Origin of the sequence: Demequina activiva, from assembly GCF_016862815.1 — a bacterium.
Lineage (GTDB): Bacteria > Actinomycetota > Actinomycetes > Actinomycetales > Demequinaceae > Demequina > Demequina activiva.
In genome coordinates this window covers 138,465-162,017 of sequence record NZ_BONR01000002.1, presented here as the reverse complement: position 1 = coordinate 162,017, position 23,553 = coordinate 138,465, and the positions used below count along the sequence as shown (strand labels likewise).

23 protein-coding genes are annotated in these 23,553 nt (G+C 71.4%); 13 read left to right on the top strand and 10 right to left on the bottom strand.

Going from position 1 to position 23,553, the window contains the following annotated elements; all coding sequences use genetic code 11:
• Positions 1–24 precede the first annotated feature (24 nt).
• Entirely contained in the window at positions 25–522 is a 498-nt protein-coding gene (locus Dac01nite_RS05510) for an RNA polymerase sigma factor (RefSeq protein ID WP_203654080.1), read from the top strand.
• Positions 522–1,580 carry a hypothetical protein gene (locus tag Dac01nite_RS05505; RefSeq protein ID WP_203654078.1) on the top strand — a complete coding sequence of 353 codons (1,059 nt, stop codon included), beginning with the start codon at positions 522–524 and terminating at the stop codon, positions 1,578–1,580. Before Dac01nite_RS05510 ends, Dac01nite_RS05505 begins: the two co-directional genes overlap by 1 nt.
• Positions 1,581–1,600: 20 nt before the next feature.
• On the opposite strand, the gene Dac01nite_RS05500 is transcribed toward Dac01nite_RS05505, so the two are convergent.
• The 3 genes from Dac01nite_RS05500 to Dac01nite_RS05490 form a co-directional block, all read right to left on the bottom strand.
• The gene (locus tag Dac01nite_RS05500; RefSeq protein WP_203654076.1) at positions 1,601–1,747 is read right to left on the bottom strand and encodes a methionine/alanine import family NSS transporter small subunit; all 147 of its coding nucleotides are present in this window, start codon (positions 1,745–1,747) and stop codon (positions 1,601–1,603) included.
• Complete coding sequence (locus Dac01nite_RS05495; RefSeq protein ID WP_203654074.1) at positions 1,744–3,366, bottom strand: sodium-dependent transporter; 1,623 nt, start codon at positions 3,364–3,366, stop codon at positions 1,744–1,746. The genes Dac01nite_RS05500 and Dac01nite_RS05495 overlap by 4 nt, the downstream gene beginning before the upstream one ends.
• 121 nt (positions 3,367–3,487) lie before the next feature.
• Positions 3,488–4,600 carry a hypothetical protein gene (locus Dac01nite_RS05490; RefSeq protein WP_203654072.1) on the bottom strand — a complete coding sequence of 371 codons (1,113 nt, stop codon included), beginning with the start codon at positions 4,598–4,600 and terminating at the stop codon, positions 3,488–3,490.
• Positions 4,601–4,841: 241 nt separating this feature from the next.
• On the opposite strand from Dac01nite_RS05490, the gene Dac01nite_RS05485 reads away from it, so the two are divergent.
• The 3 genes from Dac01nite_RS05485 to Dac01nite_RS05475 all read left to right on the top strand — a co-directional run bounded on the left by Dac01nite_RS05485 (position 4,842) and on the right by Dac01nite_RS05475 (position 8,669).
• Positions 4,842–6,278, top strand: a complete 1,437-nt coding sequence (locus Dac01nite_RS05485; RefSeq protein WP_203654070.1) for a hemolysin family protein — start codon at positions 4,842–4,844, stop codon at positions 6,276–6,278.
• On the top strand, positions 6,271–7,359 hold the full coding sequence (locus tag Dac01nite_RS05480) for a hemolysin family protein (protein ID WP_203654068.1): 1,089 nt from the start codon (positions 6,271–6,273) through the stop codon (positions 7,357–7,359). The genes Dac01nite_RS05485 and Dac01nite_RS05480 overlap by 8 nt, the downstream gene beginning before the upstream one ends.
• 116 nt (positions 7,360–7,475) lie before the next feature.
• Entirely contained in the window at positions 7,476–8,669 is a 1,194-nt protein-coding gene (locus Dac01nite_RS05475) for a transglutaminase domain-containing protein (protein ID WP_239066570.1), read from the top strand.
• 14 nt (positions 8,670–8,683) lie between these two features.
• On the opposite strand, the gene Dac01nite_RS05470 is transcribed toward Dac01nite_RS05475, so the two are convergent.
• Both Dac01nite_RS05470 and Dac01nite_RS05465 read right to left on the bottom strand, forming a co-directional pair.
• A complete protein-coding gene (locus Dac01nite_RS05470) occupies positions 8,684–9,436 on the bottom strand; it encodes a hypothetical protein (RefSeq protein WP_203654064.1) in 753 nt (250 codons plus the stop codon).
• Positions 9,437–9,483: 47 nt separating this feature from the next.
• Positions 9,484–9,813, bottom strand: a complete 330-nt coding sequence (locus Dac01nite_RS05465) for a nuclear transport factor 2 family protein (RefSeq protein ID WP_203654062.1) — start codon at positions 9,811–9,813, stop codon at positions 9,484–9,486.
• Positions 9,814–9,947: 134 nt separating this feature from the next.
• Here Dac01nite_RS05465 and treS point away from each other — a divergent pair, with 134 nt between their 5' ends.
• A complete protein-coding gene (treS, locus tag Dac01nite_RS05460) occupies positions 9,948–11,642 on the top strand; it encodes a maltose alpha-D-glucosyltransferase (protein ID WP_203654060.1) in 1,695 nt (564 codons plus the stop codon).
• The gene (locus Dac01nite_RS05455; protein ID WP_203654052.1) at positions 11,639–12,955 is read left to right on the top strand and encodes a maltokinase N-terminal cap-like domain-containing protein; all 1,317 of its coding nucleotides are present in this window, start codon (positions 11,639–11,641) and stop codon (positions 12,953–12,955) included. The genes treS and Dac01nite_RS05455 overlap by 4 nt, the downstream gene beginning before the upstream one ends.
• Positions 12,956–13,062: 107 nt before the next feature.
• Here the strand turns inward: Dac01nite_RS05455 and Dac01nite_RS05450 are convergent, their stop codons facing one another.
• Both Dac01nite_RS05450 and Dac01nite_RS05445 read right to left on the bottom strand, forming a co-directional pair.
• Positions 13,063–14,601 carry an HNH endonuclease gene (locus tag Dac01nite_RS05450; protein WP_203654043.1) on the bottom strand — a complete coding sequence of 513 codons (1,539 nt, stop codon included), beginning with the start codon at positions 14,599–14,601 and terminating at the stop codon, positions 13,063–13,065.
• Between the two features lie 86 nt (positions 14,602–14,687).
• Positions 14,688–15,155 carry a P-loop nucleotide/nucleoside kinase family protein gene (locus Dac01nite_RS05445; RefSeq protein ID WP_203654041.1) on the bottom strand — a complete coding sequence of 156 codons (468 nt, stop codon included), beginning with the start codon at positions 15,153–15,155 and terminating at the stop codon, positions 14,688–14,690.
• 35 nt (positions 15,156–15,190) lie between these two features.
• Here Dac01nite_RS05445 and Dac01nite_RS05440 point away from each other — a divergent pair, with 35 nt between their 5' ends.
• A complete protein-coding gene (locus Dac01nite_RS05440; protein ID WP_203654039.1) occupies positions 15,191–16,060 on the top strand; it encodes an NAD(P)-dependent oxidoreductase in 870 nt (289 codons plus the stop codon).
• Between the two features lie 123 nt (positions 16,061–16,183).
• Here Dac01nite_RS05440 and Dac01nite_RS05435 read toward each other — a convergent pair whose 3' ends face one another.
• The gene (locus tag Dac01nite_RS05435; protein WP_203654037.1) at positions 16,184–16,339 is read right to left on the bottom strand and encodes a DUF6131 family protein; all 156 of its coding nucleotides are present in this window, start codon (positions 16,337–16,339) and stop codon (positions 16,184–16,186) included.
• A gap of 156 nt (positions 16,340–16,495) precedes the next feature.
• On the opposite strand from Dac01nite_RS05435, the gene Dac01nite_RS05430 reads away from it, so the two are divergent.
• Positions 16,496–17,794 carry a sensor histidine kinase gene (locus Dac01nite_RS05430; RefSeq protein WP_203654035.1) on the top strand — a complete coding sequence of 433 codons (1,299 nt, stop codon included), beginning with the start codon at positions 16,496–16,498 and terminating at the stop codon, positions 17,792–17,794.
• Positions 17,791–18,456 (top strand): response regulator, encoded by a 666-nt coding sequence (locus tag Dac01nite_RS05425; protein WP_203654033.1) that lies wholly within the window; start codon positions 17,791–17,793, stop codon positions 18,454–18,456. The genes Dac01nite_RS05430 and Dac01nite_RS05425 overlap by 4 nt, the downstream gene beginning before the upstream one ends.
• Positions 18,457–18,477: 21 nt before the next feature.
• Here Dac01nite_RS05425 and Dac01nite_RS05420 read toward each other — a convergent pair whose 3' ends face one another.
• On the bottom strand, positions 18,478–18,747 hold the full coding sequence (locus Dac01nite_RS05420; RefSeq protein WP_203654031.1) for a hypothetical protein: 270 nt from the start codon (positions 18,745–18,747) through the stop codon (positions 18,478–18,480).
• Positions 18,748–18,835: 88 nt separating this feature from the next.
• Positions 18,836–19,585, bottom strand: coding sequence for a GAF and ANTAR domain-containing protein (locus Dac01nite_RS05415; RefSeq protein ID WP_203654003.1), 750 nt, complete (start codon positions 19,583–19,585; stop codon positions 18,836–18,838).
• A gap of 267 nt (positions 19,586–19,852) precedes the next feature.
• On the opposite strand from Dac01nite_RS05415, the gene Dac01nite_RS05410 reads away from it, so the two are divergent.
• The 3 genes from Dac01nite_RS05410 to Dac01nite_RS05400 are packed head-to-tail and all read left to right on the top strand — an operon-like array spanning position 19,853 to position 23,491.
• On the top strand, positions 19,853–20,566 hold the full coding sequence (locus tag Dac01nite_RS05410) for an ABC transporter ATP-binding protein (protein ID WP_239066534.1): 714 nt from the start codon (positions 19,853–19,855) through the stop codon (positions 20,564–20,566).
• 29 nt (positions 20,567–20,595) lie between these two features.
• Positions 20,596–22,461, top strand: a complete 1,866-nt coding sequence (locus tag Dac01nite_RS05405) for an FtsX-like permease family protein (RefSeq protein WP_203653999.1) — start codon at positions 20,596–20,598, stop codon at positions 22,459–22,461.
• Positions 22,462–22,489: 28 nt separating this feature from the next.
• Positions 22,490–23,491, top strand: a complete 1,002-nt coding sequence (locus tag Dac01nite_RS05400; protein ID WP_203653997.1) for a TIGR00730 family Rossman fold protein — start codon at positions 22,490–22,492, stop codon at positions 23,489–23,491.
• Positions 23,492–23,553: the final 62 nt, after the last annotated feature.

Here is a 23,553-nt window from a genome sequence, read left to right as displayed (position 1 = left end):
GGTGCTGAGGGAGGCTGATTCGCGATGACGGCGACGGCGGCCACGCGGGCTCGCGTGGCCGCCTTCCTGGACTCCGACTACGCACGTGTGGTCGGAGCGGTCGCTGTCGCGACCGGGGACCGCCAGCGTGCCGAGGACGCCGTGCAGGACGCGATCGTCAAGACCCTGTCCTGCGACACCGAGCCCGACAATCTCTCGGGCTGGATCACCGTGGTCGCCATCAACTACGTCAAGCAGGGCTGGCGGCGAGACGGGGCCCAGGGACGCGCGTACGTCAAGGCGGTCGAGTGGGACGAGCCGGCGGACGACGAGGCCGAGCACGTGGTGGACTCGCTCGCGGTGCACGAGGCGCTCACTCACCTGCCGGATCGTCAGCGGACCGCGGTGGTCCTGCACTACCTCGATGGCCTTGCGGTCGACGAGATCGCCCAGGTGATGGGCATCAGCTCCGGAACCGTCAAGACCCAACTGAGCCGCGGCCGCGGGTCGCTGGCCAAGGAACTGCGCAAGGAGGTGGCGTGATGGACGACATCGATGCCGCACTGCGCGCACTGCTGACCTCCGCGGCGGGCTCCCCCACCGTGGCGGGCCGCGAAGAGCTGCTGGCGAGCCTCACGGCGCGCATCGACAGCGGCGGCGCGGACGTCGCGCTGGCCCCAGCGTCTCCCACCTTCCTCGATGCCGTCGACCCCGCAGGGGTGGGGGCGCCGAGCCCTGCTCGGCGCACCGCGCGCGCCGCGGGGATCGGGGTGGGTGGATGGCTGGCGCTGGCGGCCGGCGCGGCGGCGGCCGCAGCGGCGAGCGCGTGGTTCGTGGATCGCGCGCCGTTCGATGCGGAACCGGTGCCGGGCGTGAGCGCGCCCCCCAGCATCGTCGACGTGCGCGTCGAGCCCGCTCCCACGATCGAGGCGGTGATCCCCGGCATCACGGCGCCGGAGGCGGCGCGCGGCGAGGCCGCGGCGGCGACGTCAGGGCCCCGCGACGGCGCGGGCTCCACCGGTCCGGGAGCAGGTCCGGTTCCGGCGCCCGGCGTCGAGCCCGGCGACGCGCGGCAGGACTCGCCCGGGGGCGGGTCGGGTCAGGGCGGACGCGGCAGCGATGGCGGCGGCTCGACATCGGCCGCCGACGGACTGCTCGACGTGCAGCTGGACGTCGACGTCTCGCTCGGCGACGTCGAGGATGCGGTGAAGGACACGGTGGAGGGCGTGCTGCCCGAGGGACCGCTGCAGGACACGGTCGCACCCGTGATCCACGCCGTGAACGTCAGCGGGCTCGCCTCGTGGGCGGTCGACTCCCTGGTGTGCGGCGAGCCCGCCCCCGTCAGCGTGCAGGCGAGCGACAACAGGGCGGTGACTGCGGCATCGTTGCGGGTGACGACCGCCACCGGACACTCTCAGCTCATCCCGTTGAGCGGGGCGGGCGGCACGTGGAGCGGTGTGCTCGCTCCGATCACGGCGCTCGACCTGGGGCTGCTGAGCTCGCTCGTCGTGGTCGACATCGAGGTGCGCGACGCGGCCGGGAACGTGACGATGGCCCAGCGGGAGGTCGCGGTGGGCGTCGCCTCGTGCCTGCTCGGATGATGCGGCCTCAGCGACCGACGTCAGGACTGCGCCGCGGGATCGTCCTCGCCGCCCTCGGGCAGATCCGTGCGGTCCGGGCGCCGCGCCAGGAAGGCGATCGACGCGCCCAGGCCGCCCCAGACCACGACGAGGGTCGCGATCATCAGCACCAGTGCATCGGCCGTCATTGGTGCTCCTCGCGACCGGCCGATGCGCCGGTGGGGTCGGGCTGGGCCGGCAGGTTCAGCTGGGCTCGGGTGGGCCACGGCGAGAAGTCGCGCACGTCGCGCCGCCATCTCACCAGCGACAGGACCGCTGCGACGGCGAGCAGGAAGGCCGCCGTCCCCCATCCGAACACCACGACATACCAGGTGGGATAGTCACCGTAGCCGTAGGCGCCGAGCGTCACGGCCTTGGACACGAACATGAAGATCAGCACCAGCGCGACCACGTTGACGAGCACCACCCACGCCCGGCCCAGCCGGAAGGTCGACACCGTGGACAGGTGACGCCTGAGCTCGGTGCCGCGGCGTCCGAACCACAGAGCCGCGGCGATCATCGCGACAGCGCCGGCCACGATCCCGAGCTGGTTGGACCACTGATCCACGACGTCCAGCAGGAACAGCCCCGTGGTGGTCGCGAAGCCCACGGCGGACAGCACCGCGGAGATCACGCCCACCACCACCGCGGAGACGCGCGGGTTCCAGCCGAACTTGTCCTGGAGGGCGGCGGAGATGGTCTGCAGCACGGAGATCAGCGAGGTCAGGCCGGCGATCACCAGCCCCGCGAAGAACAGGGCGCCGAAGAAGGCGCCGCCGGGCATCTGCGCGATGACGGCGGGGAAGGTCACGAAGGACAGGTCGACGCCGGAGTAGCCCTCGAGGTCCGCGACGGCGACGCCCTCCTGGTGCGCGAGGAAGCCCAGCGCGGAGAACACGGCGATGCCCGCGAGCATCGAGAAGGAGCTGTTGCCGAACGCGACCACGAGCGCCGGGCCGGTGATGTTGGAGCGCCGGCGGCGGTACGACGCGTAGGTGATCATCACGCCGTAGGCCAGCGACAGCGAGAAGAACACCTGCCCGAAGGCCGCGATCCACACGTCCACGTCGCGCAGCGCCGCGAAGTCCGGCGTGAAGAGCGCGCTCAGGCCGTCTCCTGCGCCCTCGAGGGTGAGGGCTCGCGCCGCGAGGATGAGGAAGGTCACCACCAGCAGCGGGATGCCGATGACGTTGAGGCGCTCGACGCCGTGGGCGACGCCCAGCGCGAGGATGGCGATCGCAACGGCCCACACGCCCAGCAGCGGCCACAGCACCCCGGGCACGAACTCGAGCGACACCGTGCCCGGCTCCCCCAGGCGCAGGTACTGGTCCAGGAAGAAGCCACCGGGATCGTCCGCATAGCGCAGGTCGAAGCTGAAGAAGAAGTAGCTGGCCGCCCACGCGATCACCGCGGTGTAGTACAGCCCGATGACGAAGCACACGGCGACGTGCCACCAGCCCACGCCCTCGCCCGCCCGGCTGGTGCCGCGGCGCGTGGACCGACGCATCGCGAGCGGTGCGGAGCCGCGGAACCGGTGTCCGATGCCGTTCTCGAGGAACAGGATGGGAATGCCGGCGGCGACCAGCGCGACGAGGTACGGGATCATGAACGCGCCGCCGCCGGCCTCGTAGGCCTGGCCGGGGAAGCGCCAGATGTTGCCCAGGCCCACCGCGGAGCCCACGGCCGCGAGGATGAACGCGGTCTGTCCGCTCCAATGCTCGCGCTTGGCGGGCGACGCGCCTGAGGCGCGGCCAGTCGGGGCTGCCATCGAGGACCTCACGGTGCTGGGACGGACGGTGACACGGCCGCATGCGTCGAGGCCGATGACCGCCACGCTACCCCGCGCACCTGGGCCGATGCGCGGCGAAGGTCCGGTGCCGCGAGCGCCTTCAGGTGCGGGTGGCGCGGCGGTAGGCGGTGCCGTCCTGCCCGCCCGTGCGCAGCCATCGCCCGTGCGGCGGGCCGCCCCCGTCGGGCACGGTCGCGCGCCACGCGTAGGTGCGTGGCCACCGGCGGAACACCGGCATGAGCGTGGTGACCACGCGCATGAGCCATGGCAGCGCGCCGGGGCGCCAGGAGCGCGTCACCTCGAGATGGACCTCCGTGCGACCAGGGCCTGGGGTCGCGGTCCAGACGCCGCCCGTGAGGTCGACGTCGTTGACGGCGACCGTCCACCGTCCTTCCCGCGCCTGACCGGCGTCGAGGGCGCGCAGGTCAGGGAAGGCGGGGTCGAACACGATGTGGGCGGCGTGGCCCTCGGCGGCGGCGCTGATGGCCTTCACGGCGCGACCGTCGCCCGTGAGGCAGGCACGGCCCTGTCCCCCGCTCACCGCAGGGGCGTCCCCGTCGCGGCACAGCTCGATGGGCCACACGGGCGCCGCGTACTTGAGGAGGTGGCGACCGTGCCATCGGGCGCCGGGCAGCGTGCCGAGCGCCACGTCCTCGCCGTCGATGCGGACGACAGGGCCGCGGCCGGGCGCCGATCGCACCAGGTCGAAGCGCGGCATCCAGACGAGCATCAAGGACGAGGGCCGCACGGTCCCCGCGCCCACCGGCGCGAGCATGGCGGCTGGGCGGCGAGCGACGCCATCGCGATCGTCGATGTCGATCATCACCTGGCGTCCGTCGACGTCAAGGAAGGCGACCTCGGCGGACACGCCGTCCGCGTGCACCTCGAGGTGCGCGCCGCGCAGGTCGACGCGGTTCCACGTCCGCACGCCCGCGCCGATGCCGTACATGGCGCGATCGAGGCAGATGTCGTGGTGAACGTAGCAGTCGACGGAGCGATCCTCGCGGCGGCTCAGCAGCACCGCCATGCCCGTGCCGTGGAGCGCATCGTCGAACCACTGCAGCTCGAAGCCGTCGTACACGCCATGGTCGGCGAGCTCTCCGTTGAGCATCGCCGCCATGGTGGTGGTGCGCAGGGCGATGGGACACGACGGCCGCCGCACGGGCTCATGTCCCGCACGGTCGTCGACATGAGAGCAATGCTCGGCGCCCACGGCTGCCCCACCTCCTCGCGGTGCTTCCTGCACACGAGCGTAGAAGCGCTCACGCACGCAGCATGGGACCAAGGTCACGAGCGATCGCGTGCGAGCGCGCGCGCCTCGCGTACACTTTCGGCATGCCCGACGGCCATAGTCCTGAGCGCCGGCCCGTTGCCTCGCCCCTGGCGATGACGCGCGGCCCGGCGCCTGCCCTCATTCATCGAGCCGCCACCGGCTCTCGCACAGGCGACCTGTCATGACCCAGGCCTGGCTGCTGTTGCTGCTGGCCGTGGCGCTGATCGCCGCGAACGGGCTGTTCGTCGCTGCGGAGTTCGCGTTCGTCACGGTCGACAGGCCCACGGTGGACCGCGCGGCGAAGTCGGGCGACAAGCGCGCGGCGTCGCTCCAGGCCGGGCTCAAGAAACTCTCGACCGAGCTGTCCGGTGCTCAGCTGGGCATCACCGTCACCTCGCTGCTGGTGGGATTCATCGCGGAGCCGTCGATCGCGACGCTGCTGCGCGGACCCATCGAGTCGCTGGGACTGCCGGAGGCCACATCCGTCGCCGTGTCCTTCACGGCCGCGTTCATCATCGCGACGGCGACACAGATGATCTTCGGGGAGCTGGTGCCCAAGAACTGGGCGATCGCGGAGCCGCTGCGCATCGGCCGTGCCGTCGCCGGAGCCCAGCGGGGCTTCACGTGGTTCGCAGGCCCCCTGCTGCGAGTGCTGAACGGCTCCGCCAACTGGGTGGTGCGCCGGTTCGGGATCGAGCCGCGCGAGGAGCTCGCCTCGGCGCGCTCGGCCCAGGAGCTCGAGTCGCTCGCTGAGCGCTCGGCCGCCCAGGGCACGCTCGAGCCCCGGGTGGCGCGCAGGCTCGCGAGAGCGGCCGAGATGAAGGACCGCACGGCGTCCGATGCGATGACCCCGCGCACGCGCGTCACGTTCGTCGAGGCAGACGACTCCGTGGCGGACCTGCTCGCGCTCGCCTCGCGCACGGGGCACGCGCGCTTCCCCGTCATGGGCGAGAACGTGGACGAGATCCTGGGCGTGGCGCACTTCAAGAAGGCGCTCGCGGTCCCGCCGCGCCAGCGCAAGGGCATGACGATGCGCGACATCATGCTGCCCGTGGAGTCCGTGCCGTCCACCATGCCGCTCAGCGCCGTGCTCGACGCGCTGCGCAAGGGTTCGCAGGTGGCGATCGTCGTGGACGAGTACGGCGGCACCGATGGCGTCGTCACGCTCGAGGACCTGGTCGAGGAGATCGTGGGCGAGATCGAGGACGAGCAGGACCGTCCCGTCGCCCGCTTCCGGCAGCTGGACGAGCGGCGCTGGTCGCTGTCCGGCCTGCTGCGACCGGACGAGGCCGGAGACATCGCGCACATCGAGATGCCGGAGGCGCGCGAGTCGGACACGCTCGGTGGCTTCATCACGGAGCACCTCGAGCGCTTCCCGCACGTGGGCGACGTGATCGAGGTGGACGCGCGCGACGAGGACCACCGCGACGAGGACGACATCCCCACGCCCGTGAAGGTGCGCCTGCGCGTCACGCGGCGTGACGGCCACCGTGTGGACAGGGTGATCCTCGAGGTCGTGCCGCGTGAGGACGACGAGGACGACGACGGGGACGAGGACTCGCCACGCTCGCGCCGTTCGCGTGGCGAGGACGGCGACAGGGAGGCCGCGGATGTCTGACCTCACCGCGATCCTCATCGCCGTCGCGCTGCTCGCGGGCAACGCGTTCTTCGTGGGCGCGGAGTTCGCGCTCGTCTCCGCTCGCCGCACGCAGATCGAGCCTCGCGCCGCGGAGGGCTCCTACCCCGCGCGCATCACCGTGCGTGCCATGGAGAAGGTGTCCCTCATGATGGCCGGCGCACAGCTGGGCATCACGATGTGCTCGCTGGGCCTGGGCGCGATCGGTGAGCCCGCGGTGGCGCATCAGCTGGAGAAGCCTCTCGCCGCGATCGGCGTCGAGGGGGCCTGGCTGCACGGGATCGCGTTCGCGATCGCGCTCGTGATCGTGGTCGCCCTGCACATGGTCCTGGGCGAGATGGTTCCCAAGAACATCGCGATCGCCGGACCGGAGCGTTCCGCGATCCTGCTCGGACCCCCGATGTACGCGATCGTGTGGGTGCTCAAGCCGGTGATCTGGGCCCTGAACTGGTTCGCGAACGGCGTGCTCAAGATCCTGCGCGTGACGCCTCGGGACGAGGTCGCCAGTGCGTTCAATGCAGACCAGGTGTCCGCGTTCGTGGCCGAGTCGCGCCAGGAGGGCCTGCTCGATGAGGAGGAGCACCGCGTGATGTCGGGATCGATCCAGCTGTCCTTCGAGACGGTCATGGATGTGCTGACGCCGTGCGAGGACCTCGTGACCCTGCCCGTCGACGTGACGCCGCAGCGCGCGCAGAAGGAGTGCGTGAGGACGGGCTTCTCGCGGTTCCCGCTGATCGACGCGGACGGCGAGTACGTGGGCTACCTGCACCTCAAGGACTTCGTCGAGGTGCCGCGTGGTCACGCCAGCAAGCCCATCCCGGAGGATGCGGTCCGTCCCATCACCTTCCTGACGCCCGACACGTCGCTCGAGGAGGCGCTGACGGCGATGCAGGTGCGTGGCACCCACATCGCCCTGGTGCGCGAGGACGGGGGCGACGGCTCGAGCGCGACCGATGAGCCCGCTGGCACGGTGATCGGAGCCGCGATGCTCGAGGACGTCATCGAGCGCCTCGTGGGCGAGGTCGTGGACGCCGGCCAGGTGGCCACGGCGGAGCAGGCCTAGCCCTCGCCGATCGACGCGGCCCGCACCAGCGTGGCGAGGGCGGAGTGGTGAGGTACTGTCTCATCCACGCGCGGCCGTGGGGGCGGCGCCTGGCCCGCGAGGACGGTGGCCGCGTGATGTTCTATCCCGACGGGGGGGCCGGCGAGAGCGCTGCCGCGCCGGCGCCAGCGCCTGCGCCGCTGCCACAGGCCGGATGGATGCCGGACCCGAGCTCGCCGACGTACGAGCGCTACTGGGACGGTCAGCGCTGGACCACGCACACCCGGCCGCGCACCGCCGTGGCGGCGCCGGTGACCGCACCGGCACCCGGACCTGCCTGGTCCCCGCACACGCCTACGAGCCACGGGCCGTCCTTCTCAGCGCCTGCGTACCCGGCTACGGTCCCGCCGCGCCGATCGCGTGCCAGCCGTGCGCTCGGCCTGCTGGTGCCGGTCGCGGTCGCGGCGGGCATCGCGTCCATGGTGTCCGGCGGCTGGGGCTCGACGCCCGAGCGGGTTCAGTTCACGGTGGTCGAGGACGCGACGGCTGCCCCCATCGCGCCGGACACGCCCTACGGGACCTACAGCTCGACGCCCATGGCCGTCGCGCTCGAGCCACTGCTGGTCACGCAGGCGCCGGCGATCGACGTGACGCAGTGGGCGCACGAGCACGGCACGGACGCGATCCTCGCGGCCGTGGGCGAGGCCGCGATCCAGAGCCCGTACGTGTACGTCGACCTGTGGACCGTCCGGGAGCTCGCGGGCACGTTCACCCTGCAGCCGAACTACGTGTACGACGACGAGGAGGCGGAGCGCCGTCGCAGCGAGACGCGCCAGGCCGCAGCCGACGCCCTGGTCGCCGCCGGTGTCGCCGGCGCCGCGAGCGACGCGGAGAAGGCGAGCCTGATCCATCACTACATCGTCACCGCGGCCACGTACGACACTCAGGCGTCCGATGCGCTGGAGGTGGGCCGGGCACTTCCCATCGTCCAGCAGTCCCAGGAGGCCTACGGGATCCTCGTCGAGGGAAGCGCCGTGTGCACGGGATACGCGATGGCGTTCACCGCGATGGCCGAGCTCGCGGGCCTCGACGCCGTGACGGTCACCGGCACCGACAGCACGAGCGAGCTGTCCGCGGGACATGCGTGGAACAAGGTGCTCGTGGACGGGCGCTGGGTGCTGGTCGACACCACCTGGGACGATCCGGACCAGGGTCCGCGGGACATCAGCACCGAGTACCTGCTGGTCAAGGATGGCGACCCGCTGCTCAGCACGCGCGTGGCGGACGAGGACTGGATGATGCCGGAGAGCAGGCGCGAGTTCGGCGCCTGAGGAGCGCCCCTCGCCTACCGCCGCACCTCCTCGATCCACCCGCGCGCCTGAGCCCGTGCCTGGTCGAGCTGAGCGCGGGACGCTCGCAGCGCATCGGCGCCCATGCCGGGCTCGGTCGAGGTCTCGGCATCCACGGCGGCGGCGAGCCCGCCCAGCACCTGCGAGCCCTCGCCGGCGGCAGCGGTGCGCGCATCGGTGGGGCCGCTCTGGCCCAGGTCGTGGAGCTCGCGATCGAGCTCGAGGACCCGGGGGCGGGCCGCCCGCCACAGCGTTGACGCCTCGGCGGCGCTGGGCTTGGACAGGACCTGCGGAATCAGCGACTCCTCGAGCCACGACATCTCACCAGCGGCGTGCGACAGCCGCTTGTCCCAGGCGCGACGCCTCTGCCGGAACCGCCAGATCGCCACGATGATCACCAGCGCCACGAGGGCGGCCAGGACCCACGGCCACCATACGGTCGCGTCCTCCTCCGCGGCGGGCTCCTCCGCGGGCTCCTCGGACGGCGCGGCGGTCGCGGTAGGCTCCGGCTCGGGCTCCTCCGTGTCGGTCTCCGTGGGGACGGGCTCCGGCTCCTCGGTCACCGCCTCGGTGGGCTCAGGCGCGGTGGGCTCCGGCGCGGGGCCGGCCGTGTCCGTGGGAAGCGGCACGCTGGTGATGTCGGGCAGTCGTGAGGGGTCGATCTCCGGGAGGCTGTCACAGCCGTCGAGGCCCGCGGTGAGCGCGGCTGCGAGGGCGACGGCGACGAGGGAGCGTGCGGTGCGTCTCACGGGTTCCTCCACGAGGGTGGGCTGCTTCGACCCTCACCCACGCGCTCTCAGCCCTCCCGGATGGTCAGGGACGCGATCGAGCCGTCCTCGGGCACGAACTCGAAGCTCGAGAATCCGTTCGCGTGCGTGGCCTCCCAGTCGCCCTTCACCGTGATGACGTCGCCCTCGATGTCCACCTCGCGCGGCGTCAGGGTGCCGTGCGCGCCGATGAACTCCGTGTCGCTCCACGCCTTGAGCTGGTCCCGACCGTGGAACGTGCGGCCCCAGTCGTCGACGTAGCCGCCGGCGACGAACGCGTCGAGGAACGCCTCCTCGTCGTGCCGGTTGACCGCATCGATGAAGGACGCGACGGGTTCGGGGATGGTGAGCTTCGCCATCCCTCCAGCATCGCCCGTCGGTCGCGCGAGCGCGACCTGGGCGCCGGGGTGCGTTCGGCTCGTTGCGACCCCAAAACGGCGCCTGTCGGCCCTTCGCCCTGGCATCTGAGGAGATACCTGCATACGTTGGGGACATGACCGATGTCGCGCACGACCCCGTCCCCACGGATCCGGACTGGTTCAAGCAGGCCGTGTTCTACGAGGTGCTCATCCGTTCCTTCAACGATTCCTCCGGCGACGGCGTGGGCGATCTGCGCGGCCTGACGGAGAAGCTCGACTACCTGGAGTGGCTGGGCGTCGACTGTCTGTGGCTGCCGCCGTTCTTCCCCTCGCCCCTGCGTGACGGCGGCTACGACGTCGCCGACTACACGGGCGTCGCGGAGGACATCGGCACCATCGACGATTTCCAGGAGTTCCTCGACGCCGCCCACGATCGCGGCATGAGGGTCATCATCGACGTGGTGATGAACCACACCTCGGACCAGCACCCCTGGTTCCAGGCCTCCCGCAGCGACCCCGACGGCCCGTACGGGGACTTCTACGTGTGGCACGACACGGACGAGGCCTACGCCGATGCGCGCATCATCTTCGTGGACACCGAGGCCTCCAACTGGACGTGGGACCCGGTGCGCCAGCAGTACTTCTGGCACCGCTTCTACAGCCACCAGCCGGACCTCAACTTCGAGAACGAGGCCGTGCACGACGCGATGCTCGAGGCGCTGACCTTCTGGCTGGAGCGTGGCGTGGACGGCTTCCGCCTCGACGCGGTGCCGTACCTGTACGAGGAGGAGGGCACCAACGGCGAGAACCTGCCGCGCACCCACGAGTTCCTCAAGAAGGTGCGCAGCTACGTGGACGAGCACTACCCGGGGCGGGTGCTGCTCGCCGAGGCCAACCAGTGGCCGGCGGATGTCGTGGACTACTTTGGCGACCCGGCCGTGGGCGGCGACGAGTGCCACATGTGCTTCCACTTCCCCGTGATGCCGCGCATCTTCATGGCGGTGCGGCGCGAGTCGCGCTACCCCATCTCGGAGATCCTCGATCAGACCCCGGAGATCCCGGATCACTGCCAGTGGGGCATCTTCCTGCGCAATCACGACGAGCTCACGCTGGAGATGGTCACGGACGAGGACCGCGACTACATGTGGAACGAGTACGCGACGGACCCGCGGATGAAGGCGAACATCGGGATCCGCCGCCGCCTGGCTCCCCTGCTGGACAACGACACCAACCGCATGGAGCTGTTCACGGCGCTGCTGCTGAGCCTGCCGGGCTCGCCGGTGCTGTACTACGGCGACGAGATCGGCATGGGCGACAACATCTGGCTGGGAGACCGCGACGGGGTCAGGACGCCGATGCAGTGGACGCCTGACCGCAATGCCGGGTTTTCGACGGCGACGCCGGGCAAGCTGTCGCTGCCCGTGATCATGGATCCGGTGTTCGGCTTCCAGTCGATCAACGTGGAGGCGCAGCAGCAGAACCCGTCCTCGCTGCTGCACTGGACGCGGCGCATGCTGCAGGTGCGTCGCCAGCACACGGCCTTTGGCGCCGGCAGCTTCTACGACCTGGGCGGCTCCAACCCGTCCGTGTTCTCCTACCTGCGCCAGGACGGCGACGACGTGATGCTGTGCGTCAACAACCTGTCGCGCTTCCCGCAGCCCGTCGAGCTGGACCTCCACGAGTTCATGGGGTCGCGGCCGGTGGAGATGATCGGCGGCGTGGAGTTCCCGGCGATCGGCGAGCTGCCGTATCTGCTCACCTTGGCCGGGCATGGGTTCTACTGGTTCAAGATCTCCCGATCCCCCCTCTCGGAAGGAACGCTGCCATGAGTCAGTGGATGGAACGTGACGAGCTGGCCGCGTACATCGCTCGTCAGCGCTGGTCCGGTCAGGGCGGCGAGCAGGTCGCCATCGAGTCGGTGCACGAGCTGCCGTGGCTGAGCGACCCCGCCTCCGGGGTGGGAGTGCGCTTCGAGCTGGTCCAGGCCGGGGCGCTGTTCAACGTGCCGCTGTCCTACCGCCAGCAGCCTCGCGAGGATCTGTCATATGGCTTCGTGGGAGCCACGACGCTGGACGGCCAGGTGCTCTACGTGTACGACGCGATGCATGACCCGGAGGCACGCGCGCTGCTGCTGCGCGGGTTCTCGGACACGGCCGATGCGCCGGCGGGGCTCGCGTACGAGCGTCTCGAGGGATTCGCGCTCGAGGACCCCGAGAGCTCCGTGCTGCTGTCCGCCGAGCAGTCCAACACGTCGGTGATCGTGGGCGATGCGCTGGTGAAGTTCTTCCGCAAGCTCGCGCCGGGGCGCAACCCTGACATCGAGATCCAGGCCGCGCTCACGCGCATGGGCTCCGAGCAGATCTCGCCGCTGCTGGGCTGGATCTCCGCGGGGGACATCGACCTCGCGATGGCCGGCGTGTTCGAGCGGTCTGCCACGGACGGCTGGGACACGGCGCGCACGAGCGTGCGTGCACTCCAGGACGACGAGGTGCGGGCGCGCGAGGCCGGCGGCGACTATGCCGGCGAGTCGGAGCGCCTGGGCGCCACGCTGGCCGTGGTGCACCGGGAGATGCGCGAGGCGCTGGGCACGGCCACCTGGGGGGCGGAGGACGTATCCGCCCTGGTGGCGCGATTCCATGCACGTGCGGACACCGCGGTGACGATGCACGAGAACGTCGCCGCATTCGCACCGCGCGCTCGGGACGCGTATGCGGCGCTCGAGGATGCCGCACCCATCGAGGTGCAGCGCGTGCACGGTGACTTCCATCTGGGCCAGACGCTGCGCACCACCAACGGCTGGAAGATCATCGACTTCGAGGGCGAGCCGGCTCAGCCTCTCGAGGACCGCGTGCGGCTGGATGCCGCGGCGCGGGACGTCGCGGGCCTGCTGCGGTCGCTCGACTACGCGGCGCACTCCGTGGCGATCGTCAACGGCATCGAGGACACGGCGTTCATCGACGACTGGGTGCGGCGCAACCGCAACGCGTTCCTGCGCGGCTACGGCTACGAGGACTCCCCCGCGGCCGCGGCACTGCTGCATGCGTACGAGATCGACAAGGCGCTGTACGAGGTGGTCTACGAGTCCAACTATCGGCCCGACTGGGTGCAGATTCCGCTGCGGGCGCTCGAGCGGCTGCTCTAGCCGTAGCTCCACCGGCAGTTCCACCGGCAGTTCCAGCCGCTGATCGGGCAAGCCACCCGCAGGTGAACCGGGCCGGGGCGCTCTACCACCCGGACGGGCGCGCCCTGCTACGCCTCTGCTCGCTCCTCGTGCCACGCAGCAACTACCCGCATCGCTGCGTACTGCTCTTCCCAGGGCTCTCCCCTGGGCTCTCCCCTGGCGGCTCGGTCGGCGGCGACCCAGGCGCGCACCATCGCCTCGTCCTCCGGGGTGACCTCTGGCCAGCGGATGTCCGGCGGCGGCGGGATGTCGATGTCGAGCGCTCGCGTCCCTCCCGGAGACGGAGCTCTCCCCTGGTCGAGGTGTGGCGGCGGGATGAAGGTCACGGCGGTCGCGCTCGCGCGGATCTCCCAGCCCTGACGGTGCACGTCGTGGTGGCAGCGGGTGCAGAGCATCACGCCGTTCGCGAGGTCCGTGCGGCCTCCGTGATCCCACCACTCGATGTGGTGCGCCTCGCAGTGCTCGGGCGGGGCGTGGCACTTGGCGCACCCTCCGTCTCGTTCCAGGAGCGCGAGCCGCTGAGCGGCGGTGAACAGCCGCACCGTGCGCCCCATGTCCAGCACCGCGCCGTCCCCGGCGAGCACCTGCGGGATCACTCCGGCGTCGCCTGCCAGGCGGCGGAGCTCGCGCACCGACACCGGCTGGTCGATCCCGTCGATGCTGCCCTGCCCGTCACCGGTGCGGAGGTCGTTGAGCGACATGCGGACCACGATCGACGTGCGCACCCCCGAGCGCGTGGTCTCCGTGCACCCGAGCGCGTGGCGCGCGAGGTCGTGGAGGGCGTCGACGCGCATCTGGCCAACGGTCCTCCCGTCCGGCGTGCGGCCCTCGCCGTCCTCACCGTGGTCGCGGCCCTGCCGGCGCACGTCGCGTGTGGTCATCTGCTCGAGGACCGCGATGACCGGCGCGGCCGTGACCGCGTCCATCTGGCCGTGGATCACCACCGTGCCCTCGTGGTCCTGCTTCCACCACAGGTAGCGCGCCTCGTGCTGCTCGCGCTCGCGGCGCTCGTGCGCGACGCGGTCCACCCGGGCGAGGGCGCGCAGCACCATCTTGCGCACGTCGTGGGCGCTCATGGTCACCGCTCGCGTGACCAGCCGCTCCTCGACCTCCGCCAGCACTGCGGCCTCGACGTGCGCGCGAACCTTGTCGAGTCCGTCCACGATCAGGCCTGCCGCATCCACCGACAGCTCCCCCGTCACCGAGGCCCGAGCGACCGCCGGGTACCGGGGTGCCGGAGCCTTGGCCGGCGCATCGGCCCTCTCACCGCCGAGCCCAGCAGGCGCATCGGCCGGGAAGAAGGCGCCACCGGCGCTGATCGAGCGCTTGGCGCCCGCCACGGTGCCGCCGCGGACCGTCGACACGAGCGTCGCGGCGTTGCCCTGACCGGTGCGCCGCGCGAGGCCGCCGCCGGGAAGCTCGGGCGCGGAGCGGCGCGCGATCTCGCCCGCATAGCGCGAGCCGAGCGCACCCACGAGGCGCTCGAGCCTCGCGATCGCCGCGTTCTGCGCCAGCAGCACGTCCGTGGACAGGCCGGAGACATCGCGCGCGGCGAGCTCGCCCAGGAGGGTGCTCACCCGCTCGATCTCTGCCGTGTCATTGGCCATGAGAACAGTCAAACAGGGGGGTCTGACATCGCCCGCCGTCGCGCCGCCAGTCCCACCGCGTGGCGATGCGCGCGTCACCGATGACGTCAGCCGCGCACGATCTCGAACGCGTCGTAGGCGGCGCCCTCGTCCTCGGTGGGCCGCTCGTACAGGTGCGCGGAGTCGCGCAGCACGGTATCCGCGAGCGCCTGCGCATCGTCGCCGCCGCGCTGGAGCACCCGCGCGATGCAGACGTCCACGGGCATGTCCACGAAGTGCAGCACGGTGCGGGCGCCGGTGCCGTGGGCGAGCGCTCGCAGGCGGTCCCGCTCCTCCCGCGACCACGAGCCGAACTCGGCCACCACCGTCACCCCGCTCGCCAGCAGCGGCGGGATGGTGGCCTCGACCTCCGGCTGCAGCGCGAAGCGAGCCTCGTAGTCGACGAGGCTGAGGCCGCGCGCCAGCACCGCATCGTCCATCGCGACGTGGCGGCCGGACTCGCGCGCGAGGAGCTGCGCGGCGTAGTGGGTCTTGCCGGAGCCTGGGAGGCCTGTCAGGAGGTGCAGCGTCGTCATGACAGGACGCTAGCGCGCCGTGCCACGATGGGCGCATGAGCATCTCCATCGCAGTCCTCGGCACCGGCATCATGGGCGCGGCCATGGCGCGCAACCTCGCGCGCGCGGGGCTGGACGTCACCGTCTGGAACCGCACTGTCGAGCGCGCGCGCCCGCTCGAGGCGGACGGCGCGATCGTGGTCGAGATGGCGGCCGATGCAGTCGCTAGGGCCGATGTGGTGCTCACCATGCTCTTCGACGGCCCGGCGGTGCGCGAGGTGATGGAGGAGGCCGCTCCCGCGATGCGGCAAGGCGCCGTCTGGCTGCAGTGCACGACGGTGGGCGTGGACGAGGTGCCCGACTTCGCCGCGCTTGCCCAGCGACACGGCGTGACCTTCGTCGACGCCCCCGTGCTCGGCACGCGCGCTCCCGCGGAGGCGGGTCAGCTCACGGTGCTCTCCGCCGGGCCGGAGAACGTCCGGGCGACCCTCGCGCCCGTGCTGGAGGCCGTGGGAAGCCGCACGGTCTGGACGGGGCTCGATGGCGCATCGGCCGCCTCCACGCGCCTCAAGCTCGTGGCCAACAGCTGGGTGATCGCCGTGTCGAACGCCGCGGGCGAGATGGTCGCGCTGGCGCAGGCGCTGGGCGTGGACCCGCGCCAGTTCCTCGACCTGATCGAGGGCGGACCGCTCGACAGCGGGTACCTGCGAGCCAAGGCGGGCCTCATCCTGGACGATGCGCTCACTCCCCCGAGCTTCTCGGTCGCGGCGGCCGGCAAGGACGCGGAACTGATCGTGGCCGCGGCGACCGCCCACGGCGTGCGGCTGGACGGCGCCGAGGCGGCGGCCGAGCGCTTCGCTCGCGCCGTCGCGGCCGGCTACGGCAACGAGGACATGGCGGCCGCCTACCGCGCGAGCGCCGAGTAGCCGCGCCGGCTCCCGGTCCCGCACCCGGACACAGCACGAGGCGGGCCCTGCAGGGATGTCCCTGCGGAGCCCGCCTCGTGGTCAGCGGAGTCTCACGACGTGGCTGGGGAAGTCAGGGGTGGTTCAGAACCAGTGCTTTCGCCCGCCAAGGCTGCGGCCGGAGCGGCCGAGGAGCAGCAGGACGAGGCCGACCACGAGGAGCACGATTCCGATGGTCGTCAGGATCGGGATCGACGCGAGAACGCCGATCAGGAAGAGAATCAGACCAAGAATGATCACGGTGTTTCCAATCTGTCGCGGCCCCATCGATGGGACCGTGGTGGTCGGGTCGCCGTCGTCAACGCACAAAGGCCGAGGTATCTTCCCGATCGTTTCGACGGGGTCATACAGAACCTGGGACGTCGCACCATGGACACCCCGTGAGAACCTAGGCACATGACCTTCGCGCCACGCGCCCCGGAGCGCCGCGATGTGACGCTCAGCGCGACCGTCACCGCGCTGGCGCTGGCCATGCTGCTGCTGTTGCCGGCGCTGTCCAGCGTGGATCCCGAAACGGCGATCACGATGCCACGGCCCGGCGACTGGCAGTGGTGGTTCGCGGTCCTCGCCGTGATCGTCCAGGGGGCGCGACTGGCGTGGCTGAGCTCGGCGCCGGGGCACGTGCTGGTGGCGATGGGCGCGCTCGCGCTCGCCGTGGCCGCAGTGGGCTTGGGGGACGCGTCGAGCGTCCCGTTGCTCGCTGTGATCGCCGCGAGCTACGCGGCCACGCGGCACCGCAGCTCCGGCGAGACCGGCGTCAGCGAGACGTGGACACCTTGGGCGATCACGGCCGCGCTGACGGCAGCAGCCGGCGCGATCGCGAACCTGCGGCTCGACGAGGGCGCGCTGGTGCCCGTCGCCGCCGCGGTGGCACAGGCCGTGGTGGTGGTGGGCGTGCCGACCGGGATCGCCGCCGCGGTGAACGCCCGCGCGCAGGTCCGCACCTCCCGCGAGCGTGAGGCTACGGCGCTTGCGGGCGAACTGGAGGCACGCACGGAGGCGGCGCTGGCGGCGGAGCGTACGGCCATCGCCCGCGAGCTGCACGACATTGCCGCGCATCACCTGTCCGGCATCGCGCTGATGTCCTCCGCAATCTCGCAGCAGATCGACACCGATCCGGCCACGGCCAAGCAGGGCCTGGCCGATGTCCGGGCCCAGACGCGCACGCTGCTGGACGAACTGCGCGGCCTGGTCGCGTTGCTGCGCCAGGACGGTGACGTCTCCACGGCTGTCGAGTCCCTCGCCGGGCTGGAGACCCTCGTGCCGGAGGCCACACAGCGCGGCCGCGACGTCGAGTTGCGCCTCCCTCAGGGCGCGTCGGTGCGCGATCTCGCCCACGGCATCGGCCCTCTGTCCCAGTTCGCTGCCTACCGGACCGTGCAGGAGGCGCTCGCGAACGCGGCGCGACACGCGCCGGGCGGCCGATGCGCCATCGAGCTGCGCGATGCGGGCGACGCTCTCGAGGTGGTGGTCACGAACGGCCCGGGCTCGGCCGGCGCTGAGACCTCGAGCGATGGGCCGGGCGGCTTCGGGCTGCGCGGCATGGAGGAGCGCGCGGCGCTCACGCGGTCCGCGCTCACGTACGGCCCCACCGAGGACGGCGGCTGGCGGGTACGGCTGAGCATCCCCCGCGAGACCGCGCCCACCCCGGTAGCCGCGCCCGCATCCGACGCCATCCCAGGAGAGGCGCCATGATCCGCGTGCTGATCGCCGACGACCAGGGCCTGGTGCGGGCCGGCCTTGCCGCCCTGCTGGGCGCCGAGCCCGACCTCGAGGTGGTGGGCACGGCCGCGGACGGCGACCAGGCGGTCGAGATGGCGCGCGAGTTGAGCCCGGACGTCGCCTGCGTAGACGTGCGCATGCCTGGCCGTGACGGCATCAGCGTCACCAAGGAGCTGTGCGACCCTGCCGCAGAGCGACAGGTCCCGGTGCTGATCCTGACCACCTTCGCGATCGACGACTACGTGTTCGCGGCGCTCGAGGCCGGCGCTTCTGGCTTCATGCTCAAGGACTCCGAGCCGGCGGACATCCTGGCCGCCGTGCGCTCGGTCGCGGCCGGCAACGGCACCCTCGACGGCAGCCTCACTCGCATGGTCATTCGCGAGTTCTCGCGTCGCCGCCAGGCTCAGCCGGTCACTGTCGCGCAAGGATCGGAGCTGCTGTCACCACGCGAACTCGACATCCTGCTACTGCTCGCACAGGGCATGTCCAACGAGGACATCGCGCGTGAGCTGGTGCTCGAGGTGTCCACCGTGAAGTCGCACATCTCGCGCATGCTGCCCAAGATCGGCGTGCGCTCCCGCCTGCAGGCCGTGGTGTGGGCGTACCAGCACCGCGTGGTCGAGGTGGACGGCTAGACGATCACGAGGACGATAGCCTCAAGCGGGCTGAGCGGGCTGAGCGGGCTGAGCGGACTGTGCGCCGCACTCGTCGCACACCTCGTCCGAGAAGATCACGGTGGTGCCAGGGCCAGGCGCGGTCCGGTCGTGTGGCGCCCCGCCGTGCGGGCACGCGGCGGCCGCGGCGCGGCGATCGAGCTCCTGGAGTCGTTCGAGCCTGTCGAGGCGGTGTTCCAGCTCCCGAAGGGTGATCAAGCGCCGGGGCTTGGTTGTCGTCGCACGGGTGTCATCAGCAGACACATCAGTCACAATGCTCCTCGGTTCCATACCAAAAAAAGGTCGGTCGCCGAGGTCTGGAGCGACTGCTACGGACCCTAACACGGGTGGAGCGCTCCTGCTACGTGGCGGTCTGCTCCGCCGAGACGCGGAAGTCGTGGGCCGTAAGCTCCCGGGCGCTCAGGCTCTGGGCGACACCGTGCAGGGTCAGGTTCCGATCGCGCGAGTAGGTCCGCATGAGCCCGAAGGCCTCGTCCATCGAGACCGAGAGCGAGCCCGCGATGACACCCTTGGCCTGCTCGATGGCGACGCGGGTGTCCAAGGCGCGCTGGAGCTGCTCCTCGATCATCTTGCCTTCACGGACCAGGCGCTCTTGGAGCAGGCCGATCGTGGCGACATCGGCCAGGGCCTGGGCCAAGGCGGCGTCTCGGTCGCTGACGTGCCCCGTGTGCTCGCCGAACAGGTTCATCGAGCCGATGACCCTTCCACGCAGCCTCATCGGCGTGGCCAGCGCGGAACGGAACCCTTGGGCCACCGCGGCGCGGCTGAACTCAGGCCACCGTTCGCGCTCGCCTTCGATGTCGCTCACCGAGACCCTCTCTCCTCGGTCGTAGCAGTCGATGCAGGGACCCGCATCGGCGCCCAGCTGCATCACCTCGACGAATGCCGCTGCACTTCCCGTGGAGGTGAGGAGCTGGAGCTTGCCATCGGCGTCAGCGAGCAGCAGCCCGCCTGCCTTCATCCCCAGGATCTCCACACAGTCCTGGAGAACTGTGTGAAGGAGCTCGACCTCATCGAACTCGGCCGTCAGGGTGTCTGCGGCGGCAACGAACGCTGCGCTGATGCGCTGCTCCCTGGCCTCTGCGTCCATGGTCCTCCTCCGCTCGTGGAGTCTGTCACTACGTGATGGAGCAATAGTCTCCCCCATCGCGCGACGTCCGCATACCTCGTCGCAGGACCGTTCCTCCTAAAGGCGGAGCCTGTCGAATGGGCACCTTTGCCGCTAGAGCGGGCGCGGTCCGGATTCCTAGCGTGGCCGTAGCCGGCGCACCCCGCGCCGGGCCCGACCCTGGAGGTCACGATGACCCACCCATCGGCCGTATCGGCCACCGCTCCCCTCACGACGAACCGCACGGCCGTGAGCCTGACTGACGTGCACAAGACCTACCCTGGCGGCGCGCAGCCGGTGCACGCAATGCGCGGCGTGACCCTCGCGATCGCGGCGGGCTCCTTCACCGCCGTGATGGGCCCTTCCGGCTCCGGCAAGTCCACGCTCCTGAACGTCGCCGCCGGGCTCGACGGTCCCACGTCGGGACGCATCGTCATCGGCGACACGGACGTCAGCCACCTGTCCGCGGATGCGCTCACGCAGTTCCGACGCCGCCACGTGGGCTTCATCTTCCAGTCCTACAACCTGCTCCCCCACCTCACCGTCGCCGAGAACCTGCGCCTGCCGTGGTGGCTAGACGGCAGGATGGCCGATGCGCGGCGCGAGTCCGAGCTGCTGGCCGCCGTGGGACTCAGCGACATGGCGCACAGGCTGCCGAGCGAGCTATCCGGCGGGCAGGCGCAGCGCGTCGCGATCGCGCGGGCGCTGGCGACGCAGCCGGCGGTGATCTTCGCGGACGAGCCCACGGGTGCGCTCGACTCCCACACCGGCGCCGCCATCCTGGATGCGCTCCGCGAGGCCGTGACCGCCTTCCACCAGACGCTCGTGATGGTCACGCACGATCCTCAGGTGGCGGCCGCTGCGGACGAGGTCGTGTTCCTCGCGGACGGCGCCGTGGTGGACCGCGCCGCGGGACTGACGGCTCCGCAACTGTCGCAGCGCGTGCTGGAGCTGGGACGGTGACCGCCGTGGCAGCCGCTGGGATGCGGCAGGTGTCAGTCCGGGCGCTGCGAGCCCACTGGCCCAGCGCAGCGGGTGTGTTCCTCACCGTGGTGCTCGCGGCGGCGCTGATGGTCGCCTCTGGCGTCCTCATCGAGTCCGGGCTGCGCGAGAGCGATCCCTTCTCCCCCACGGCGATGATGCTGCCTGCCGCGATGGGCTCCTTCGCGGGCGTTGCCCTCATGCTCGCGGTCTTCGTGGTCTCGCAGGCCTTCGCGGCGGCCCTGCGAGACAGGCGCCGCGAGTTCGCACTGCTGCGCGCCGTGGGCGCCACGGGCAGGCAGGTGCGCTCGCTGATCACCACCGAGGTGATGGCGATCTCCGCCGTGGCGCTGCTCGCGGGCGGGGTCGCTGGCTGGTGGGGCGCAGGCGCGCTGGTGCCGCTGCTGACCTCCAGCGGGATTGTCGAGCCCGGCTTCGCGCCCTCGCCGTCCCCGTGGCCCCTGCTGGGGGCGGCCGTGCTGCTGCTGCCGGCGGCGTGGATCGCGGGACGGCTCGCGGCGCGGGAGATGGCGCGGCTGAGTCCCACTGCGGCGGTGGGCACGTCCACCGCGGATGCACGGGCGCTCAGCCCAGGACGCATCGTCGCGGCGTGGATCTGCGCGGGCGCTGGGCTGCTGGTGACACTCACCCCCGTCTTTCTCCCGGGTGCCGTGGGCGGCGCGGCGGGTGCCGCATCGGCGTTCCTGTATCTGATCGCCGTAGGCCTGGCGGGCCCGGCGTTGGTGCTCCGCGCAGCCACGTGGCTCACGCGGCGACGCTCTTTGCAGGGACACGCGGCGACGGTGCTGGCCAGCGCGAACGCGCGCGGCTTCTCCCGTCGCCTCACGGCGGCCGTGGTGCCGCTGGCGCTGCTGGTGTCCCTGGGCTCGGTGCAGACGGGTGTGAATCACACGGTCGCGCAGGCGGCGGCGCAGCAGTTGGGCGACGCGCTTGCCGCTGACCTGGTGTGGCAGGGCCCGTCCGAGCAGGCGGTCGATGCGCGGGAGGCTCTCGCCGGAGCGCCCGGCGTGGAGGCTGTCGCCACGACGGGCCAGGCGATGGTCCAGGTCAGGACCGATTCCGCCGACGAGGACCTCCCCTTCCTCGACGGCCTGAACTGGGAGGCGGGCGCGGTGACGGTGCTCGAGGACCCGGCTGGGCTCGTCGATCCGGGCGTGACTGCCGGCGACATGGCTGATCTTGCCGAGCCGGACACGGTCGCGATCGCCGCAGACGGGCTCACGTTGCCCGGCATGGGCGTGGGCGATCGGCTTGAGCTGCGCTGGCCCGATGGGACCGAGACCAGCCCTCGAGTGGTCGCCGTGTACGAGCGCGGTCTGGGACTGGGCGGCCTCATCATGAGTCCGGCGACTGCGAGCTCGTCCGGTGGTGCCACTGTGTATGTCGAGACGGAGCCGGGCGCGGCCGATGCGGTGGCCGCGTCGACGTCGGATGCCGGGTTCCCGATGATCCCTGCTGCGGAGTACGTGGAGGCGGCTGTGGCGGGTGGCAGCGACGATTCGCGGCTGTCCAACGTCCTGCTGATGGTGCTGCTGGCGTTCATCGGGATTGCGGCGGCGAATGCGCTGGTGATCGCGACGCGGTCCAGGACCGGCGAGTTCGCCCTGCTGGGGCGGCTGGGCGCCACGCGCCGTCAGCTGCGCGCGATGCTGGGCGTCGAGGCGGCGCTGGTGGGCGTGGGCGCGGTGGTGATCGGCACCCTCACGGCGCTGCCCGGGCTCATTGCCGCGTCGCTGGCGATGGTGCGCGGATTCAGCCTCGGGCTCGACCCGGTGTTCTACGCCTCGCTCGCGGGCGCCACCGTGGTGATCGCGTTCCTGGGGGTCGCAGGTGCGCGCCTGCGGGCGCGGGCCTAGTCGGCCCGCCGGATGCAAGGATGTCCGCATGACTCTCAAGCGCGTGTGCGTGTTCGCCGGCTCCAGCCCCGGTGCCGACCCCCGGTTCATGGAGTCGGCCACGGCGCTGGGCACGTTGCTCGCGAGCCGCGGCATCGGCGTCGTGTTCGGTGGCGGCAGCGTGGGCCTCATGGGCGCGGTGGCGGACGCCGCACTCAAGGCCGGAGGCGAGGTCATCGGCGTGATCCCGGAGGCGCTGGACCGCCGGGAGGTGAGCCACCGGGGCGTGACGCAGTTGCACGTGGTGGACACCATGCACGAGCGCAAGGCGATGATGGCGGACCTGTCCGATGCGTTCATCGCCCTTCCCGGCGGCCTCGGCACCTTCGAGGAGGTCCTGGAGGTCACGACGTGGACGCAGCTGGGCTTTCACGACAAGCCGGTGGGCCTGCTGTCTGTGGCCGGCTTCTACGACGACCTCAAGCAGCTGCTCGACCACGCGGTGCGGCAGCGCTTCATCCGCCCCGAGCACCGCGCGCTGCTGCTGACCGAGGACGACGCAGAGGGTCTACTGGAGCGTCTGGAGGCGTGGCAGCCGCTTGCCATCGACAAGTGGATGGACGCCGGGCTGCCAGAGTTGGACGTGCCGCCGCGCGGGCCGCTGGTGGGCACCAGCGCTGTGGTGGTGAGGGATGGCAAAGTGCTGCTGGGCCGACGTCGCGGCTCGCACGGCGCCGGCACGTGGTCCTTCCCCGGCGGCAAGGTCGCGCCGGGCGAGGCACCGGCCGATGCGGCAGCACGTGAGCTGGAGGAGGAGACCGGGCTGATGGCCACCTCCGTCGAGCCGATCACCTGGACCGACGACGTGTTTCCCGAGCACGGCCTGCACTACGTCACGCTGCACTACGCCGTGGAGGCGGAGGGCGAGCCGGTCACCACGGAGCCGGACAAGATCGACGAGTGGGCGTGGTTCGACTGGGACACACTCCCCCAGCCGCTGTTCGGGCCGGTCGCCGCGTTGGTCGCAACCGGCTGGAACCCGGGCAGCTAGTCAAGGTCGAGGGCGACACCTATTCGCGGGCGATCCCCCAGGGCACAGCAGTACGCCGTTGG

What these genes read in the sequence shown, in the direction of transcription:
- Dac01nite_RS05510 (WP_203654080.1), top strand. Translation starts at nt 25, where the DNA reads ATGACGGCGACGGCGGCCACGCGGGCTCGCGTGGCCGCCTTCCTGGAC.
- Dac01nite_RS05505 (WP_203654078.1), top strand. Translation starts at nt 522, where the DNA reads ATGGACGACATCGATGCCGCACTGCGCGCACTGCTGACCTCCGCGGCG.
- Dac01nite_RS05500 (WP_203654076.1), bottom strand. Translation starts at nt 1,747, where the DNA reads ATGACGGCCGATGCACTGGTGCTGATGATCGCGACCCTCGTCGTGGTC.
- Dac01nite_RS05495 (WP_203654074.1), bottom strand. Translation starts at nt 3,366, where the DNA reads ATGGCAGCCCCGACTGGCCGCGCCTCAGGCGCGTCGCCCGCCAAGCGC.
- Dac01nite_RS05485 (WP_203654070.1), top strand. Translation starts at nt 4,842, where the DNA reads ATGACCCAGGCCTGGCTGCTGTTGCTGCTGGCCGTGGCGCTGATCGCC.
- Dac01nite_RS05480 (WP_203654068.1), top strand. Translation starts at nt 6,271, where the DNA reads ATGTCTGACCTCACCGCGATCCTCATCGCCGTCGCGCTGCTCGCGGGC.
- Dac01nite_RS05475 (WP_239066570.1), top strand. Translation starts at nt 7,476, where the DNA reads ATGTTCTATCCCGACGGGGGGGCCGGCGAGAGCGCTGCCGCGCCGGCG.
- Dac01nite_RS05465 (WP_203654062.1), bottom strand. Translation starts at nt 9,813, where the DNA reads ATGGCGAAGCTCACCATCCCCGAACCCGTCGCGTCCTTCATCGATGCG.
- treS (WP_203654060.1), top strand. Translation starts at nt 9,948, where the DNA reads ATGACCGATGTCGCGCACGACCCCGTCCCCACGGATCCGGACTGGTTC.
- Dac01nite_RS05455 (WP_203654052.1), top strand. Translation starts at nt 11,639, where the DNA reads ATGAGTCAGTGGATGGAACGTGACGAGCTGGCCGCGTACATCGCTCGT.
- Dac01nite_RS05450 (WP_203654043.1), bottom strand. Translation starts at nt 14,601, where the DNA reads ATGGCCAATGACACGGCAGAGATCGAGCGGGTGAGCACCCTCCTGGGC.
- Dac01nite_RS05445 (WP_203654041.1), bottom strand. Translation starts at nt 15,155, where the DNA reads ATGACGACGCTGCACCTCCTGACAGGCCTCCCAGGCTCCGGCAAGACC.
- Dac01nite_RS05440 (WP_203654039.1), top strand. Translation starts at nt 15,191, where the DNA reads ATGAGCATCTCCATCGCAGTCCTCGGCACCGGCATCATGGGCGCGGCC.
- Dac01nite_RS05430 (WP_203654035.1), top strand. Translation starts at nt 16,496, where the DNA reads ATGACCTTCGCGCCACGCGCCCCGGAGCGCCGCGATGTGACGCTCAGC.
- Dac01nite_RS05425 (WP_203654033.1), top strand. Translation starts at nt 17,791, where the DNA reads ATGATCCGCGTGCTGATCGCCGACGACCAGGGCCTGGTGCGGGCCGGC.
- Dac01nite_RS05415 (WP_203654003.1), bottom strand. Translation starts at nt 19,585, where the DNA reads ATGGACGCAGAGGCCAGGGAGCAGCGCATCAGCGCAGCGTTCGTTGCC.
- Dac01nite_RS05400 (WP_203653997.1), top strand. Translation starts at nt 22,490, where the DNA reads ATGACTCTCAAGCGCGTGTGCGTGTTCGCCGGCTCCAGCCCCGGTGCC.